The sequence below is a fragment of the Pseudomonas sp. FDAARGOS_761 genome, assembly GCF_013343155.1.
Lineage (GTDB): Bacteria > Pseudomonadota > Gammaproteobacteria > Pseudomonadales > Pseudomonadaceae > Pseudomonas > Pseudomonas aeruginosa.
The window spans coordinates 5,138,549-5,155,048 of record NZ_CP054572.1 but is presented as its reverse complement, the minus strand read 5'-3'; the positions used below and the strand labels follow the sequence as shown (position 1 = coordinate 5,155,048).

Here is a 16,500-nt window from a genome sequence, read left to right as displayed (position 1 = left end):
GCGCGCGCCGTGGGAGCGGGGTCAGGCGCGCTGCGAGCCGGGCAGGTTGACCACCTTGGCCTGGCGCTGCAGGGGCGAGGGGCGGCGCAACTGGCGGAGAATGTCGCCGGCTTCGCGCAACTGTTCCTGCAATTCCTCGGCGAACCCGGCGAAGGCCTGGCTGCGCTGGCGTACCTGCTGGGTCTCCTGGGCCAGGCCCTTGAGGCGGAGCATGTGGCTTTCGAGCAACTGTTTGTTTTCCAGGGTGTGCTGCATCAGCGGCATCAGCGCGTCGTTGGCCCAGCGCTCGGTTTCCTCGCGCAGACGCTGGTGCAGGCCGACCACCTCCTGCACCAGGGTGGCGAAGAAGCGCCGGGTCAGCAGGCGTTGCTCGGTAAGCACGGTCTTCAACTGCAGGCGGAACTGGTCGCCCTTCTTCTTCAGTTGCAACAGTTCGCGCTGGTAGCGCTGGACCCGCAGCTGCGGCGCGTCGAGGGCGTAGAGCGGGTTCTCCTCGTTGTGCCGGCGGTAGATGGCGGCGACCATGCGGTTGGCCATGCCGGCCTCGTGCTCGAGGTTGTCGAGGTCGTGCTCCACCGCGCGGAAGAACGCCAGGATCGCCTGGTTGATGCCGACCGTGGTCAGGCTGCCGTTGAGGTTGCGCCGCACCTTCTGCAGGTGCTGTTCCATGCGTTCGCTACGGATCGTCTCGCGCAGCGTCGCGCCCTGGTGCTGCAACAGGCGCTGGTTGGTCTTCAGGTTGAGCAGGCGGCGGTGGTGGCGGCCGTGGTCGTCCTTGGTCTTCGCGGTCAGTTCGAACAGCAGTTGGCCGCTGTCGCGCTGCTTGTCGTCGAGCAGCGCGCGCTGTTCCTCGACCTTCTCCAGGCGCAGGCGCAGCAGATGCTGGCTGTTGTGCAGCAGGCCGAGGACCTGGCCGAGCACGGCGTTCTCCAGCAGCGCTTCCTTCTGCGCGACGATGCGCTCGCAGAGCAGCGCTTCTAGCCGATCCAGGCGACTGCGTTCGAGCAGCGCCGGTTCGCCGCGGACCTTGGCCAGCAGCGCCTGCTTCGCCGACAGCGGCAGCACGTCGCCGCGCTGCAGGCCGAGCTGGCGGGCCGTGCCGTCCTGGATCAGGCGGATGGCGTTCTGTACGAAGCGCTCGCCGGAGAGGTCGTCCCAGAGCACGTCGATCTTGTTCAGCACGGCGAACAGGCTGCTATGGCCGTCCTCGCGCAGTGGCTGGATGTACTTCTGCCAGATTTCCATGTCCGAGGCGGTGACACCGGCGTCGGCGGACAGCAGGAACAGGATCGCCTGGGCGTTGGGCAGCATCGACAGGGTCAGCTCCGGCTCGCTGCCGAGGGCGTTCAGGCCGGGCGTGTCGAGGATCCGCAGGCCCTGGCGCAGCAGCGGGTGGTCGAAGTTGACCAGGGCGTGGCGCCAGGCCGGGACGCGCACCTGGTCGGGCTCGTCGGCGGCTTCCAGGGCATCCGGATGGAAGCCGAGCTGGATCGCCTGTTCCACCGGCAGCGCCTTGGTCTTGGCGACCTGGGCGAAGGCCTGGGCCATGCCCTCCGGGTCGCCGGTGTCCAGCGGAATGTTCACCCAGTGGCGCGGCACGCGCTTGAACTGGGCGACGCTGGCGTCGGCCAGGCGCGTCTCGATCGGCAGCAGGCGGATGTAGCTGCGCTCGGCGCGCGGATCGTGGAACAGCTCGGTGGGGCACATGGTGGTGCGCCCGGCGTGGGACGGCAGCATGCGCTGGCCGTAGCCGGCGAAGAACAGGCTGTTGATCAGCTCGGTCTTGCCACGCGAGAACTCGCCGACGAAGGCCAGGGTGATGTGGTCCGCGCGCAGTTGGCGCAGGGCGCGTTCGAGCTTGGCCTCGACCGCCGGGCTGTTCAGCCGGCTGCGCTCCAGCCAGCCGCGATAGCGGGTGATTTCCCGCATCAGCTCGCGCTTCCAGGCGACGTAGGCGTCGATTTGATGGCTGAGTCTTTCCATGCTCATCCAGGGGCTCCAGGGCGCGGGACCGGCGGGGGAAGGATGGCGTGGATTATGCGGGGGAGCGGGGGAGCGTCAATTGGCCTGCTTCACATTCCTGCACGTAAGGTCGGTCAAGCGGGTCGAGCGGCGATCCCCAGTTCCTCCGGCAATCGGGTCGGACGGCGGATGCGCACCCGTTTCTGCCGGTTCAGCTCGCCGCTTTCGAGACTCACCAGGCTCTTGGCCACGCCGAAGGCCTTGCCGAGGAAGGCCAGCAGATGGGCGTTGGCCTTGCCCTCCACCGGCGGTGCGGTGAGGCGGATCTTCAGGCGTTCGCTGTGCAGCCCGGCGAACTCGTCGCGGCTCGCCTTGGGCTGCAGGTGGCAATCGAGGAGCAGGTCCTCGCCGTCCCAGCGGTAGAAGCTCAGAGGAAGATGCTCAACTGCTGGGGCATGCCGGTCATGGCCGCCAGGTTGTTGATCACCAGCATGTCGATCAGCTTCAGCGCGAGGAACGCGAAGATCGGCGAGAGATCCAGTCCGCCGAGGTTCGGCAGGAGCTTGCGGAACGGCATCAGCAGCGGTTCGCAGATCTGGTTCACCAGTTGCGCGCCGGGGTTGTAGCTGCCCGGGGCGACCCAGGAAAGGATCACGCTGATGATCAGGGCGAAGAAGAACACCTTCAGGAACAGCGAGGTGACGGCGATGATCGACCAGATCAGCAGTTGCATGATGAAGCCGCCGACGCCGTAGCCCATCAGCATCAGGATCAGGATCATCAGCACCAGCTGGATCAGGATCGCCAGCACCAGCGAGGCCAGGTCGATCCCGCCGAAGCCGGGGATGATCCGCCGCAGCGGGTTCAGCAGCGGCTTGGTGGCGCGCACGATGAACTGGCTGAGGGGGTTGTAGAAGTCCGCGCGGACCAGCTGCAGGATGAAGCGCAGCAGCACGATCAGCAGGTAGAGGCTGCCGAGGGTCTGGAGGATATAGATAGCAGCGGTGTTGAGGCCGATCATCGACTACTCCTTATTGGCCAAGCTGTTCGGCCAGCTCGGCGGAGCGCTGGCTGGCGGCGTTCAGGGCCTGCTCCACCAGTGCTTCGAAGCCGTTGGCCTGGAAGGATTTGATCGCCGCCTCGGTGGTGCCGTTGGGCGAAGTCACCCGGCGCCGCAGTTCGGCCGGCTCGACCTCGCTGGACAGCGCCATCTGCGCCGCGCCGAGGGCGGTCTGCAGGGTCAGGCGCGAGGCTGTCTCGCGGGACAGGCCGAGCTTCTCGCCGGCGTCGGTCATGGCCTGCATCAGCAGGAAGAAATACGCCGGGCCGCTGCCCGACACCGCGGTCACCGCGTCGATCTGCGCTTCGTCGTCCAGCCACAGGGCGATGCCTACCGCAGACAGCAGCTGCCCGGCCTGCTCGCGTTGCGCGGCGCTGACCTGCGCGTTGGCGTACAGCCCGCTGGCGCCCTGGCGCAGCAGCGCCGGGGTGTTGGGCATGCAGCGGACCACCGGGCGCGGCTGGCCGAGCCAGGCTTCGAGGCTGGCGCAGGGGATGCCGGCGGCGATGGAGACGATCAGTTGCTCCGGCTTCAGCGCTGGCGCCAAGGCCTGGCACACGGCTTTCATGGCCTGCGGCTTGACCGACAGGACCACGACGTCGGCGTCGGCCACGGCCTCGGCGTTGGACTCGACCACGTCGATGGCGAACTCGCCGGCGATCTTCGCGCGTTGCTCGGCGCCCAGGTCGCTGGCGCGGATCTGCGCCGCCGGCACGCCTTGGGCGCGCAGGCCGCCGATCAGGCTGGCGGCCATGTTGCCGGCGCCGATGAACGCTATGCGGGGTGTGCTCATAGGGGATTCCTTCAAGAAGCCGGCGCGCCGTAGTCGCGGGCGCCGAACAGGGCGGTACCGATGCGGACCCAGGTCGCACCTTCGCCGATGGCTGCCTCGAGGTCGTCGCTCATGCCCATGGACAGGGTGTCCAGGCCAAGGTTCAGGTCCAGCAGCAGTTCGCGCAGGCGGGCGAACGCGGCGTGTTGCGCGGCGCGTTCGGCGGTGGGTTCGGGGATGGCCATCAGGCCACGCAATCGGAGGTTGGGCAGTTGCTTCACGGCCTCGGCCAGGGCCGGCAGGTCCTCGGGGGCGCAGCCGGACTTGCTGGCTTCGCCGCTGACGTTGACCTGCAGGCAGACATTCAGGGGCGGCAGCCCGGCCGGGCGTTGCTCCGACAGGCGCTGCGCGATCTTCAACCGGTCCACCGAGTGCACCCACTGGAAATGCTCGGCGATGGGCCGCGTCTTGTTCGACTGGATGGGGCCGATGAAGTGCCAGCTCAAGGGCAGGTCGGCCAGTTCGGCCTGCTTGCCGAGGGCCTCCTGCAGGTAGTTTTCGCCGAAGTCGCGAAGGCCGGCGGCGTGCGCCTCGCGCACCGCGGCGGCGGGCTTGGTCTTGCTCACGGCGAGCAGGCCGACCGTGGCCGGATCGCGCCCCGCAGCTTGCGCTGCCTCACGGATGCGCGCGGCAACCTTTGCAATATTCTCTGCTATCGTGGACATTACCTGCGCCCTATGGAAGTGCGGTCGGCGTCGGCTAGACGCCCTCGAAACCGCCGGCCTCGATGGCCATCTTCCTGTTCCAGTGTCGAGGTTCCGCGTCTGGCGCAGGACACCACGCGTGTCCTGGAAGCACCCTGGTTCATCCGGTGTTTTCCTTGTCCGAGACGGCGGCTTTGGCGGCATTCTACCTGCTTGCTTGTAATTGGGGAGTCCCATGGATATTACCGAGCTGCTCGCCTTCAGTGCCAAACAGGGCGCTTCGGACCTGCACCTCTCCGCCGGCCTGCCGCCCATGATCCGGGTGGATGGCGATGTACGCCGGATCAACCTGCCACCGCTGGAACACAAGCAGGTGCATGCGCTGATCTACGACATCATGAACGACAAGCAGCGCAAGGACTTCGAGGAATTCCTCGAGACCGACTTCTCCTTCGAGGTGCCGGGCGTCGCGCGTTTCCGGGTCAACGCCTTCAACCAGAACCGTGGCGCCGGCGCGGTATTCCGGACCATTCCCTCCAAGGTACTGACCATGGAGGAGCTTGGCATGGGAGAAGTGTTCAAACGTGTTTCAGACGTCCCGCGCGGGCTGGTACTGGTAACCGGGCCGACCGGTTCGGGCAAGTCCACCACCCTGGCGGCGATGCTCGACTACCTGAACAACACCAAGTACCACCACATCCTCACCATCGAGGACCCGATCGAATTCGTCCACGAATCGAAGAAGTGCCTGGTCAACCAGCGCGAGGTGCATCGCGACACCCTCGGCTTCAGCGAAGCGCTGCGCTCGGCGCTGCGGGAGGACCCGGACATCATCCTGGTCGGCGAGATGCGCGACCTGGAGACCATCCGCCTGGCCCTGACCGCGGCGGAGACCGGCCACCTGGTATTCGGCACCCTGCACACCACCTCGGCGGCCAAGACCATCGACCGGGTGGTCGACGTGTTCCCGGCCGAGGAAAAGGCCATGGTTCGCTCGATGCTCTCCGAGTCGCTGCAATCGGTGATCTCGCAGACCCTGATCAAGAAGATCGGCGGCGGCCGGGTGGCGGCCCACGAGATCATGATCGGCACCCCGGCGATCCGCAACCTGATCCGCGAGGACAAGGTCGCGCAGATGTATTCGGCGATCCAGACCGGCGGCTCGCTGGGCATGCAGACCCTCGACATGTGCCTCAAGGGCCTGGTCGCCAAGGGCCTGATCAGCCGCGAGAACGCCCGCGAGAAGGCGAAGATCCCGGAAAACTTCTGATCCTGGCGCCGATCCGCCGCGCTTCGCCCGAATCCCGGAACTGCGTCTAGGATTCAAGAGCGGGAGAGCGGTACCGTAGGCGCATTCCTACCTATCCTTGCCGGCGAGCGCGTCCAGCGCCCGCTCGCCCGCATCCGGCTCGCCGTCGCGGCGCGCCCCTGAGTGAGCGAGAACATCATGGAATTCGAAAAGCTGCTGCGCCTGATGGTGGAAAAGGGCGGCTCCGACCTGTTCATCACCGCCGGCGTACCGCCGTCGATGAAGGTCAACGGCCGGGTGATGCCGGTGACCAAGACGCCGCTGTCGCCGGAGCAGACCCGCGAGACCGTGCTAGGCGTGATGAACGAGCAGCAGCGCCGCGATTTCGCCGAGAACCATGAGTGCAACTTCGCCATCAGCGCCCGCGGCATCGGCCGCTTCCGGGTCAGTGCCTTCTACCAGCGCAACCTGGTGGGCATGGTATTGCGCCGGATCGAGACCAACATCCCGACCCTGGAAGAGCTGAAGCTCCCGGAAATCCTCAAGAAGCTGGCGCTGACCAAGCGCGGCCTGGTGATCTTCGTCGGCGCCACCGGCACCGGCAAGTCCACCTCGCTGGCGGCGATGATCGGCTACCGCAACAAGAACTCCACCGGGCACATCATCTCCATCGAGGACCCGATCGAGTACATCCACCAGCACCAGGGCTGCATCGTCACTCAGCGCGAGGTGGGGCTGGACACCGACTCCTTCGAGGTGGCGCTGAAGAACACCCTGCGCCAGGCGCCGGACGTGATCATGATCGGCGAGGTGCGCTCGCGGGAGACCATGGACCACGCCGTGGCCTTCGCCGAGACCGGCCACCTGTGCCTGGCGACCCTGCACGCGAACAACGCCAACCAGGCGCTGGAGCGGATCATCCACTTCTTCCCGGCCGACCGTCATGGCCAGGTGTGGATGGACCTGTCGCTGAACCTCAAGGCCATCGTCGCCCAGCAACTGGTGCCGACCCCCGACGGCAAGGGGCGGCGGGCGGTGATCGAGGTGCTGCTGAACACCCCGCTGGCCGCCGACCTGATCCGCAAGGGCGAGGTACACGAGCTGAAGCCGCTGATGAAGCGCTCCACCGAGCAGGGCATGCAGACCTTCGACCAGGCGCTGTACCAGCTCTACACCCAGGGCGAGATCACCTACGAGGACGCCCTGGCCCACGCCGACTCGGCCAACGACCTGCGCCTGATGATCAAGCTCGGTTCGGAAAGCGACGCCGACCACCTGTCGAACCTGACCCAGGGCCTGAGCCTGGAAATCACCGACGACGACCCTGCCGGCCGGCGCTTCCGCTGAACCGTCTTCAGTAGGCCAGCGGCTCCTCGGCCTGGGCGCAGGCCGAGGTTTCCAGTTGCAGGGTGCTGTGTTCGATCTCGTAGCGGTCGTGCAGCAGCGCCTTCACCGTTCCCAGCAGCGCCTCGGCGTCGACCAGGGCCGGGTCGTAGACCAGATGGCTGGTCAGGCTGATCTTGCCGCTGGTGATCGACCACACATGCAGGTCGTGCAGCCCGGTCACGCCGGGAATCCCCAGCAGCGCTTCGCGCAGCTCGGCCAACTGGATTTCCTTCGGCACCCCTTCGAGCAACACATGCAGGCTCTCGCGCAGCAGGATCCAGGTGCGCGGCAGGACCCAGAAACCGATCAGCACCGCCACCAGCGAGTCGACCCAGGCCCAGCCGGTGAAACGGATCACGATCGCGGCGACGATCACCCCCAGCGAGCCGAGCATGTCGCTCCAGACCTCCAGGTAGGCGCCCTTGACGTTCAGGCTGTTGCCCTGGGCCGGCGCCAGCAGGCGCATGCTGGCCAGGTTCACCAGCAGACCGAGCACGGCGATCACCAGCATGCCCACGGACTGGATCTCCGCCGGCTGGTTGAGCCGCTCGTAGGCCGCGTAGAGGATATAGAAGGCCACGCCGAACAGCAGGAACGCGTTGAACGCCGCGGCGAGGATCTCGAAGCGGTGGTAGCCGTAGGTCAGGCGATCGTTGGTCGGGCGCCTGGCGATGTTGATCGCGGCCAGGGCGATGGCCAGGGCCACGGCGTCGGTGAGCATGTGCGCGGCATCGGAGATCAGCGCCAGGCTGCCGGTGAGGATGCCGCCGACGACCTCGGCGACGAGGAAGCTTCCGGTCAGCAGCAACGCCCATTTCAGGCGGGTCGAGTTGGTCTGGGCGAAGCTGTGCTCGTGTCCGGCACTCATGGCGGCTCCTGTGGGGCGGTGGCGGCAGCACCAGCCTACAGGATAGGCAATTGCAAAACTGTCATGCGCCGGGCCGCTCTGGCGCGGCGTCCGCCGCTCCGCTAACCTGCGGCTCAAGCGCGGCCGCAGCCGCGCACGGAACGAGGGGGACGCATGACTCAACAGCACGACACCCATAGCAAGGCCATCGGCTACCTGCTGTGGATCTTCGGTTTCACCGGTTCGCACCGCTTCTATTACGGCAAGCCGATCACCGGGACGATCTGGTTCTTCACCTTCGGCCTGTTCTTCATCGGCTGGATCATCGACCTGTTCCTCATCCCGTCGATGGACCGCGAGGCCGACCGGCGCTTCCAGGGCGGCAACCTGGACTACAACGTGGCCTGGATCCTGCTGACCTTCCTCGGCGTGCTCGGCGTGCACAGGATGTACATGGGCAAGTGGATCACCGGGATCATCTACCTGTTCACCGGCGGCCTGTTCTTCCTCGGCGTGCTCTACGACTTCTGGACCCTCAACGGACAGGTGTCCGAGCGCAACGGGCCGCAGCGCATCTGAGGCTCGTCGCCAGGTGCGAGAAGCCCGCCATCCGGCGGGCTTTTTCATGGGTGGCGCCACGGTCGGCAGGGAATTCCTCCGGCGGGACTTAAGGAACCAAAGGTTCTAACGTTCTACCTGTAGGTTATTGGCGCCCGCGCGCGCCAGCCCCTATGGTCTGCAAGCCCCAGAACGGATAGGTGCAATGGCTCACGAGGCCGCGCACCGTATCGCTCCGTGCGGAAACACCGAAAGGAGAAAAGATGACTTCCGACTCACGTCCCGCCGTGCTCGACCTGATCGGCAACACCCCGCTGGTTCGCGTGACGCGCTTCGATACCGGCCCCTGCACCCTGTACCTCAAGCTCGAATCGCAGAACCCCGGCGGCTCCATCAAGGATCGCATCGGTGTCGCCATGATCGAGGCCGCCGAGCGTGACGGCCGCCTGCGGCCCGGTGGCACCATCGTCGAGGCCACCGCCGGCAACACCGGTCTCGGCCTGGCCCTGGTCGGCCGCGCGAAGGGCTACCGGGTGGTGCTGGTGGTGCCGGACAAGATGTCCACCGAGAAGGTCCTGCACCTGCGCGCCATGGGCGCCGAGGTGCACATCACCCGCTCGGACGTCGGCAAGGGCCATCCGGAGTACTACCAGGACGTTGCCGCGCGCCTGGCGCAGGACATTCCCGGCGCCTTCTTCGCCGACCAGTTCAACAACCCGGCCAACCCGCTGGCCCACGAGTGCGGCACCGGCCCGGAGCTCTGGGCGCAGACCGGCCACGATCTCGACGCCATCGTCGTCGGCGTCGGCTCCTCCGGTACCCTGACCGGCCTTACCCGGTTCTTCCAGAAGGTCCAGCCGGAGCTGGAGATGGTGCTCGCCGACCCCGAGGGCTCGATCATGGCCGAGTACTCCCGCTCCGGCACCCTGGGTACGCCGGGTTCCTGGGCGGTGGAGGGCATCGGCGAGGACTTCGTACCGGCCATCGCCGACCTCTCCAGCGTGCGCCATGCCTATTCCATCAGCGACGAGGAAAGCTTCGCCATGGCCCGCGAACTGTTGCGCGTCGAGGGCATTCCCGGCGGCTCCTCCACTGGCACCCTGCTGGCCGCGGCGCTGCGCTTTTGCCGCGAGCAGAAGGAGCCGAAGCGGGTGGTCAGCTTCGTCTGCGACACCGGCACCCGCTACCTGTCGAAGATCTACAACGACCAGTGGATGACCGACCAGGGCCTGCTGCAACGCAAGCACTACGGCGACCTGCGCGACATCATCGCGCGGCGCTTCGAGGAGGGCCGGGTGATCAGCGTCGGTCCGGACGACACCCTGCTCACCGCCTTCCAGCGCATGCGCCTGGCCGACGTTTCGCAATTGCCGGTGCTGGACGATGGAAAACTGGTCGGTGTGATCGACGAGTCGGATATCCTGCTCGGTGTCCACGCCGACGCGCCACGCTTCCGCGATGCGGTAAGCAGCGCGATGAACGCCGCGCCGGAGACCCTCGCGCCCGGCGCCAGCCTGGCCCAGTTGCAGGCGGTCCTGGACCGCGGCCTGGTGGCGATCGTCGCCGACGCCAGCGGCTTCCACGGCCTGATCACCCGTTTCGACCTGTTGAACCATTTGCGGAGAAAGCTCGCATGAGCCAGCACGACCAGCATCCCGACGCCCCGGCCCAGGCCTTCGCGACCCGGGTCATCCACGCCGGGCAGGCCCCCGATCCCTCGACCGGCGCGATCATGCCGCCGATCTATGCCAACTCCACCTACATCCAGGAAAGCCCCGGGGTACACAAGGGGCTCGACTACGGCCGCTCGCACAACCCGACCCGCTGGGCCCTGGAGCGCTGCGTGGCCGACCTCGAGGGCGGCGCCCAGGCCTTCGCCTTCGCCTCCGGCCTGGCGGCGATCTCCTCGGTGCTGGAGCTGCTCGACGCCGGTTCCCACATCGTTTCTGGAAATGACCTCTACGGCGGTACCTTCCGCCTGTTCGAGCGGGTCCGCCGGCGCAGCGCCGGGCATCGCTTCAGCTTCGTCGACCCGACCGACCTGCAGGCCTTCGAGGCCGCGCTGACCCCGGAAACCCGCATGGTCTGGGTGGAAACCCCGAGCAACCCGCTGCTGCGCCTCACCGACCTGCGCGCCATCGCCCAGCTCTGCCGCGCCCGCGGCATCATCAGCGTGGCCGACAACACCTTCGCCAGCCCCTACATCCAGCGCCCCCTGGAACTGGGCTTCGACGTGGTGGTGCACTCCACCACCAAGTACCTGAACGGCCATTCCGACGTGATCGGCGGCATCGCCATCGTCGGCGACAACCCGGACCTGCGCGAGCGCCTGGGCTTCCTGCAGAACTCGGTGGGCGCCATCTCCGGGCCGTTCGACGCCTTCCTCACCCTGCGCGGGGTGAAGACCCTGGCGCTGCGCATGGAGCGCCATTGCAGCAACGCCCTGGCCCTGGCCCAGTGGCTGGAGCGCCAGCCGCAGGTGGCGCGGGTCTACTACCCCGGCCTGGCTTCGCACCCGCAGCATGAGCTGGCGAAACGGCAGATGCGTGGCTTCGGCGGGATGATCTCCCTCGACCTGCGCTGCGACCTGGCCGGCGCCCGGCGCTTCCTGGAGAACGTGCGGATCTTCTCCCTGGCGGAGAGCCTGGGCGGGGTGGAAAGCCTGATCGAGCATCCGGCGATCATGACCCACGCCAGCATCCCGGCGGAAACCCGCGCCGACCTGGGCATCGGTGACTCGCTGATCCGCCTGTCGGTGGGCGTCGAGGCGCTGGAGGACCTGCAGGCCGACCTGGCGCAGGCGCTGGCGAAGATCTGAGGCTCCGCAGGGAGCGGCGCCGACCGGCGCGGCTGCCGGCCATCGGGTGTTCCCGGCGAGCATGCCTCGGCGGATAACGCTCCGCGTTATTCGCCCTGCCGTTGAGGCGGGTTGGTGGCAGAGGCTGGGATAGGGCGCCCACCCCGGCAACGGATACGCCCCCGGAATCGCGAACGCGAAGATGAAAAAGCCCGCCGGATGGCGGGCTTTTTCGTGGTGGCAGGGATCAGCCCTCGTGGGTCAGGTGTCCGTCCACCAGGGTGTAACGCACTCGTCCCGGCAGGCAGTGACCGACGAACGGGCTGTTCTGCCCCTTCGAGTACCAGCTCTCACCGGCCAGGGTCGAACCCTGCGGGTCGAACAACACTAGGTCGGCGGCCTGGCCGACCGCCAGGCGCCCGGCAGGCAGGCGCAGGGCCTGGGCCGGGCCGTGGGAGAGGCGGGCGAGCAGGGTCGGCAGGTCGAGCAGGCCGTCCTGCACCAGCGTCATCGCCAGCGGCAGCAGCAGCTCGGCGCCGCTGATGCCCGGCTCGGTGGCGGCGAACGGCGCGTTCTTGGCGTCCGCCTCGTGGGGTTGGTGGTGGCTGGCGATGGCTTGTACCACGCCGTTCTTCACCGCCTCGCGCAGGGCTTCGCGGTCGGCCCTGGTGCGCAGCGGCGGTTGCACGTGGTAGAGGCTGGAGAAGCCCACCAGCGCTTCGTCGGTGAGGATCAACTGGTACAGCGCCACGTCGCAGGTCACCGGCAGGCCACGGGCCTGGGCCTGGGCGACGAGTTCGATGCCGCGGGCGCTGGTCAACTGGCTGAAGTGCGCGCGCACGCCGCTCTGTTCCACCAGCAGCAGGTTGCGGGCCAGGGCCACGGTCTCGGCGGTTTCCGGGATCCCCGCGAGGCCGAGGAAGCTGGCGGTCGGGCCTTCGTGGGCGAGGCCGCCTTCGGCGAGATCGGTGTCCTGCGAGGTGAAGATCACCGTCAGGTCGAAGGTCGCCGCGTACTCCAGGGCGCGCCGCAGGATGCGGTTGCTGGCGAAGCCATGCAGGCCATTGGTGAAGGCCACGCAACCGGTGTCGCGCAGGGCCACCAGTTCCGACAGTTGCTCGCCGCCGAAGCCGCGGGTCAGCGCGCCGATGGGGTAGACCTTGGCGTTGCCGGCCTCGCGGGCGCGGTCGAGGATCAGCTCGGCCACCGCCGGGGTGTCCAGCACCGGCCGGGTGTAGGGCGGGCAGCACAGGCTGGTGGTGCCGCCGGCCGCGGCGGCGCGGGTCTCGCTTTCGACGTTGCCCTTGCGTCCGTAGCCCGGCTCGCGCAGGGCGACGCTGAGGTCGACCAGTCCCGGCGCGGCCACCAGGCCGGCGCCGTCGAGGGTCTTCTGGGCGCTGAAGCCGGCCGGCGCGGCGCCGATGGCGACGATCTTGCCGGCCTCGATGTGGAGGTCGCCGACCTGGTCCAGGCCGCTGGCCGGGTCGATGACGCGGGCGCCTCGGATACTGATGGTCATTCGGCGTCCTCCTGTTCCAGCTGGCGTTGGGTGTTCTGGCCGCTCATGGCCATGGACAGCACCGCCATGCGGATGGCGATGCCGTAGGTGACCTGGTTGAGGATCACCGACTGGGCACCGTCGGCCACCGCCGACTCGATCTCCACGCCACGGTTGATCGGGCCAGGGTGCATGACGATGGCATCCGGCTTGGCCAGCTTCAGGCGCTTCTCGGTCAGGCCGTAGAGCTTGAAGAACTCGCCCTCGCTGGGTAGCAGGCCACCCTGCATGCGCTCGCGTTGCAGGCGCAGCATGATCACCACGTCGACGTCCTTCAGGCCTTCGTCGGCGTTGGTGAACACGCGCACGCCGTACTGCTCTTCCAGTCCGATCGGCAACAGGGTGCGCGGGGCGATCACGCGGATGTCCGGGCAACCCAGGGTCTTGAGCGCCAGCATGTTCGAACGGGCTACTCGCGAATGCAGGATATCGCCGACGATCGCCACCGATAGCTGCTCGAAGTTCCCTTTGTGCCGGCGGATGGTCAGCATGTCGAGCATCCCCTGGGTGGGGTGCGCGTGGCGGCCGTCGCCGCCGTTGATCACCGCCACGTTGGGGCTGACGTGCTCGGCGATGAAGTGCGCCGCGCCCGAGTCGCTGTGGCGCACCACGAACATGTCGGCGGCCATCGCCTCCAGGTTGCGCAGGGTGTCGGTGAGCGTCTCGCCCTTGCTGGTGGAAGAGGTGGATACGTTCAGGCTGATCACGTCGGCCGACAGCCGCTGGGCGGCCAGCTCGAAGGTGGTGCGGGTGCGCGTGGAGTTCTCGAAGAACACGTTGCAGACGGTCTTGCCGCGCAGCAGCGGAACCTTTTTTACCGCGCGGGCGCCGACCTCCAGGAAGGAATCGGCGGTATCGAGGATTTCGGTGAGCAGCTCGCGGGGCAATCCGTCGAGCGAGATGAAGTGGCGCAGCTGGCCCTGGTCGTTGAGCTGCAGCGGGCGCTTGGCGTCTGTCGGCATGGGGCAGGCCCTAGTGAAGAGGATCAGGAAGCGGAGGAAAGGACCTTGCGCTCGAGGGCGAGCGGTGCGGGACCGACCAATTTTACCCGTTCATCGCGACCCAGGGACAGGGTCTGGCCGACCACGTCGGGGCGGATAGGCAACTCCCGGGCGTTCAGGTCGAGCAGGCAGACCAGGGTCACGCTGGCCGGACGGCCGTAGTCGAACAGTTCGTTGAGCGCGGCGCGGATGGTGCGGCCGCTCATCAGCACGTCGTCCACCAGGACCAGGTGCTGGCCGTCGATCTCGAACGGCAGCGCCGACGGGCGGACCTGTGGATGCAGGCCGTTCTGGGTGAAGTCGTCGCGGTAGAAGGAGACGTCGAGGGTGCCCAGCGGCTCTTGGTTGCCCAGTTCCCTCAGCAGCGCCTCGGCGACCCAGATGCCGCCGGTATGGATGCCGACGAAGCGCGGCCGCTCGATGCCGCGCTCGGCGAGATGGGCGCGCAGGTCGCTGGCCATGCGCGGCAGGAGTTCGGCGGGATTGGGTAGGCTCATGGTGGCTCCTCGCTGACATCGATGGGATGGCCGCCGGGAGAGCCCGCTGTAGGGAGGCGCCCGCGGTGGCGAAAGCATAATGGCAACCGGCGGCGTGCCGGCTGCCATGGGTCAATCCGGGTGTTCGGCCAGCCAGCCTTCCAGCAGCAGGGCGGCGGCCAGGGCGTCCACCGGTCGCTCGCGGTAGCCGTCGCGCTGGCCCTGGGCCAGGCGCTCGCCCTTGGCGGCATAGGTCGTGAGGCGTTCGTCGTGGGTAAAGACCGGCAGGTTGAAACGGCCGTTGAGGCGGCGGCCGAACTTTTCCGCGCGCTCGCTCATCTCGCTTGGGCTGCCGTCCATGTTCAGCGGCAGGCCGACGACGATGGCGTCCGGCTGCCATTCCTTGATCAGCGCTTCCACCCGGTTCCAGTCCGGCACGCCGTTCTGCGCCTTCAATACGCACAGCTCGCGGGCCTGGCCGGTCACCGCCTGGCCGACGGCGACGCCGATCTGCCGGGTGCCGTAGTCGAAGCCCAGCAGCAGGCGCAGCGGCTTGTCGCTGGCCATCAGGCGTGACCGGCCTGGGCGGTGAGCAGGCTGAGGTTGACGCCCAGGCGCGCGGCGGCGGCGCTGAGGCGCTCCTCGGCCGGCAGGTCGAAGAGGATCGCCGGGTCCGCCGGGCAGGTCAGCCAGGCGTTGTCGCTCAGCTCGGCCTCCAGCTGGCCGGCTTCCCAGCCGGCATAGCCGAGGCTGATCAGGCTCTTTTCCGGGCCGGTGCCGGCGGCGATGGCGAACAGCACGTCCTGCGAGGTGGACATCGCCAGCTCGCCCAGTTCCAGGGTCGACTGGTAGCTCAGGCCGCTGGGGTGGAGGACGAAGCCGCGGTCGGTCTGCACCGGGCCGCCGTTGTAGATGTCGATGTGCTGGCAGCGCGCCGGCGGCAGGGCGTCCGGCTTGAGCTGTTCGAGGACTTCCGCCAGGTTGAGGCCGCTGGGACGGTTGATCACCAGGCCCATGGCGCCCTGCTCGTTGTGTTCGACCAGGTAGGTCACGGTCTGGGCGAAATTGGGGTCGGCCATGTGCGGCATGGCGATCAGGAAATGATGCTTGAGGTAGGTTGGGCTGCTCTGTTTCATGGCCGCTAGTGTCCTGCTTCGGACGCGAGAAAGCCAGCCTTGCCGGCGCTACTTGCTGGACAGCCGGTCGCCACGTTCGAAGCGCCAGGTACGGATGATCTCCAGCCGGTCGATGTCGGCCAGGTCGCCGCTGAACGGCGCATAGGGCGCGGCCAGGCGGACGATGCGCTGGGCGGCCTGGTCGAGGATCGGCTCGCCGGAAGACTCCAGCACCTGCACCTCGTAGATGGTGCCGTCGCGGTTGATCGACACCAGCAGTCGCAGGCTGCCGTAGAGCTTCTGCCGGCGGGCCTCGTCGGGGTAGTTGAGGTTGCCGATGCGTTCGATCTTCTTGCGCCAGTCTTCCTTGTACCAGGCGCCCTTGTCGCGCATGGTCGACGCGGCGCTCAGGCGGTGGATGCGCGGGCGCTTGGCGTAGGCCTGCTGCTCCTTGGCCAGGTCGGCCTCGAGGCTGGCGATTTCCGCCGACAGCTGGGTTGAGTCGAAATGCGGCGCCGGCTTGGCGACCTGCTCGGCCTTCTGTGCCTGGGTCTTGCTCGGTGCCTTCTGCTGGCGCTGGCGGGTGGTGGTCACCGCGGCCTTGGGCGCCTCTTCGCTCCTGGCCTGCTTCGGCGTAGCCGGCGGCGCGACTTTCTTCACCTGGTTGTCCTGGAACGGCGCGACCTCGGTGGTCTTCGGCGCGGCCTTGTGCTCCAGGGTACCGCTGCCCTGCTGGTTCATCTGCGCGAGGTAGTCGGCCTTCTCCGGCGTCTTGTCGCTCTTGAAGGTGGCCAGGGTGATTTCCAGGGTCTTGCTGATCTGGCTCGGCGCGGGCATGGAGAAGCCCACCCCGAGGATGAAGGCGACGTGCAGGATGGCTGCGATGAACAGGGTGAAGCCCAAACGGTCCGCCGGGCGGACGCCGGCAGCGGCGGAGGGGGACTTGAGGACGGCGGCGTTCATTGCGGATCGTGGTGGCTGGCGTGGGGCGAAGTCTGCCGATGGGGGGCGGAAA

The 16,500-nt window shown here is 67.6% G+C and carries 17 protein-coding genes; 5 read left to right on the top strand and 12 right to left on the bottom strand.

Features of this window, described 5'->3' with window-relative positions:
• Positions 1-21 precede the first annotated feature (21 nt).
• The 5 genes from FOC67_RS24000 to FOC67_RS23980 form a co-directional block, all read right to left on the bottom strand.
• Complete coding sequence (locus FOC67_RS24000) at positions 22-1,989, bottom strand: dynamin-like GTPase family protein (protein WP_003084539.1); 1,968 nt, start codon at positions 1,987-1,989, stop codon at positions 22-24.
• 107 nt (positions 1,990-2,096) lie between these two features.
• On the bottom strand, positions 2,097-2,393 hold the full coding sequence (locus FOC67_RS23995) for a DUF167 domain-containing protein (RefSeq protein WP_031627661.1): 297 nt from the start codon (positions 2,391-2,393) through the stop codon (positions 2,097-2,099).
• On the bottom strand, positions 2,390-2,983 hold the full coding sequence (locus FOC67_RS23990; RefSeq protein ID WP_003084544.1) for a YggT family protein: 594 nt from the start codon (positions 2,981-2,983) through the stop codon (positions 2,390-2,392). Before FOC67_RS23990 ends, FOC67_RS23995 begins: the two co-directional genes overlap by 4 nt.
• 10 nt (positions 2,984-2,993) lie before the next feature.
• The gene (gene proC / locus FOC67_RS23985) at positions 2,994-3,815 is read right to left on the bottom strand and encodes a pyrroline-5-carboxylate reductase (protein WP_009315058.1); all 822 of its coding nucleotides are present in this window, start codon (positions 3,813-3,815) and stop codon (positions 2,994-2,996) included.
• Between the two features lie 11 nt (positions 3,816-3,826).
• A complete protein-coding gene (locus FOC67_RS23980; protein WP_009315059.1) occupies positions 3,827-4,519 on the bottom strand; it encodes a YggS family pyridoxal phosphate-dependent enzyme in 693 nt (230 codons plus the stop codon).
• Positions 4,520-4,733: 214 nt separating this feature from the next.
• Here FOC67_RS23980 and pilT point away from each other — a divergent pair, with 214 nt between their 5' ends.
• The gene (pilT, locus tag FOC67_RS23975) at positions 4,734-5,768 is read left to right on the top strand and encodes a type IV pilus twitching motility protein PilT (RefSeq protein ID WP_003084552.1); all 1,035 of its coding nucleotides are present in this window, start codon (positions 4,734-4,736) and stop codon (positions 5,766-5,768) included.
• 177 nt (positions 5,769-5,945) lie between these two features.
• Positions 5,946-7,094 carry a type IV pilus ATPase PilU gene (gene pilU / locus FOC67_RS23970; RefSeq protein WP_003110016.1) on the top strand — a complete coding sequence of 383 codons (1,149 nt, stop codon included), beginning with the start codon at positions 5,946-5,948 and terminating at the stop codon, positions 7,092-7,094.
• 7 nt (positions 7,095-7,101) lie between these two features.
• On the opposite strand, the gene czcD is transcribed toward pilU, so the two are convergent.
• Complete coding sequence (gene czcD / locus FOC67_RS23965) at positions 7,102-8,001, bottom strand: CDF family zinc transporter CzcD (RefSeq protein ID WP_003100957.1); 900 nt, start codon at positions 7,999-8,001, stop codon at positions 7,102-7,104.
• A 153-nt stretch (positions 8,002-8,154) separates the two neighbouring features.
• Here czcD and FOC67_RS23960 point away from each other — a divergent pair, with 153 nt between their 5' ends.
• The 3 genes from FOC67_RS23960 to FOC67_RS23950 all read left to right on the top strand — a co-directional run bounded on the left by FOC67_RS23960 (position 8,155) and on the right by FOC67_RS23950 (position 11,356).
• Positions 8,155-8,559, top strand: a complete 405-nt coding sequence (locus tag FOC67_RS23960; RefSeq protein WP_003084560.1) for an NINE protein — start codon at positions 8,155-8,157, stop codon at positions 8,557-8,559.
• A gap of 242 nt (positions 8,560-8,801) precedes the next feature.
• On the top strand, positions 8,802-10,175 hold the full coding sequence (locus FOC67_RS23955) for a pyridoxal-phosphate dependent enzyme (RefSeq protein ID WP_003100955.1): 1,374 nt from the start codon (positions 8,802-8,804) through the stop codon (positions 10,173-10,175).
• The gene (locus tag FOC67_RS23950; protein ID WP_003110017.1) at positions 10,172-11,356 is read left to right on the top strand and encodes a cystathionine gamma-synthase; all 1,185 of its coding nucleotides are present in this window, start codon (positions 10,172-10,174) and stop codon (positions 11,354-11,356) included. Before FOC67_RS23955 ends, FOC67_RS23950 begins: the two co-directional genes overlap by 4 nt.
• Positions 11,357-11,582: 226 nt before the next feature.
• Here FOC67_RS23950 and FOC67_RS23945 read toward each other — a convergent pair whose 3' ends face one another.
• The 6 genes from FOC67_RS23945 to FOC67_RS23920 all read right to left on the bottom strand — a co-directional run bounded on the left by FOC67_RS23945 (position 11,583) and on the right by FOC67_RS23920 (position 16,448).
• On the bottom strand, positions 11,583-12,854 hold the full coding sequence (locus tag FOC67_RS23945) for a dihydroorotase (RefSeq protein ID WP_003128956.1): 1,272 nt from the start codon (positions 12,852-12,854) through the stop codon (positions 11,583-11,585).
• Positions 12,851-13,855, bottom strand: coding sequence for an aspartate carbamoyltransferase catalytic subunit (locus tag FOC67_RS23940; protein WP_003084569.1), 1,005 nt, complete (start codon positions 13,853-13,855; stop codon positions 12,851-12,853). The genes FOC67_RS23945 and FOC67_RS23940 overlap by 4 nt, the downstream gene beginning before the upstream one ends.
• Before the next feature lie 23 nt (positions 13,856-13,878).
• Positions 13,879-14,391, bottom strand: a complete 513-nt coding sequence (gene pyrR, locus FOC67_RS23935) for a bifunctional pyr operon transcriptional regulator/uracil phosphoribosyltransferase PyrR (protein WP_003084574.1) — start codon at positions 14,389-14,391, stop codon at positions 13,879-13,881.
• Positions 14,392-14,502: 111 nt separating this feature from the next.
• On the bottom strand, positions 14,503-14,937 hold the full coding sequence (gene ruvX, locus FOC67_RS23930; RefSeq protein ID WP_003084575.1) for a Holliday junction resolvase RuvX: 435 nt from the start codon (positions 14,935-14,937) through the stop codon (positions 14,503-14,505).
• Entirely contained in the window at positions 14,937-15,506 is a 570-nt protein-coding gene (locus FOC67_RS23925; protein WP_003084577.1) for a YqgE/AlgH family protein, read from the bottom strand. Before FOC67_RS23925 ends, ruvX begins: the two co-directional genes overlap by 1 nt.
• Before the next feature lie 48 nt (positions 15,507-15,554).
• Positions 15,555-16,448, bottom strand: coding sequence for an energy transducer TonB (locus FOC67_RS23920; RefSeq protein ID WP_009315060.1), 894 nt, complete (start codon positions 16,446-16,448; stop codon positions 15,555-15,557).
• Between the last annotated feature and the right edge of the window lie 52 nt (positions 16,449-16,500).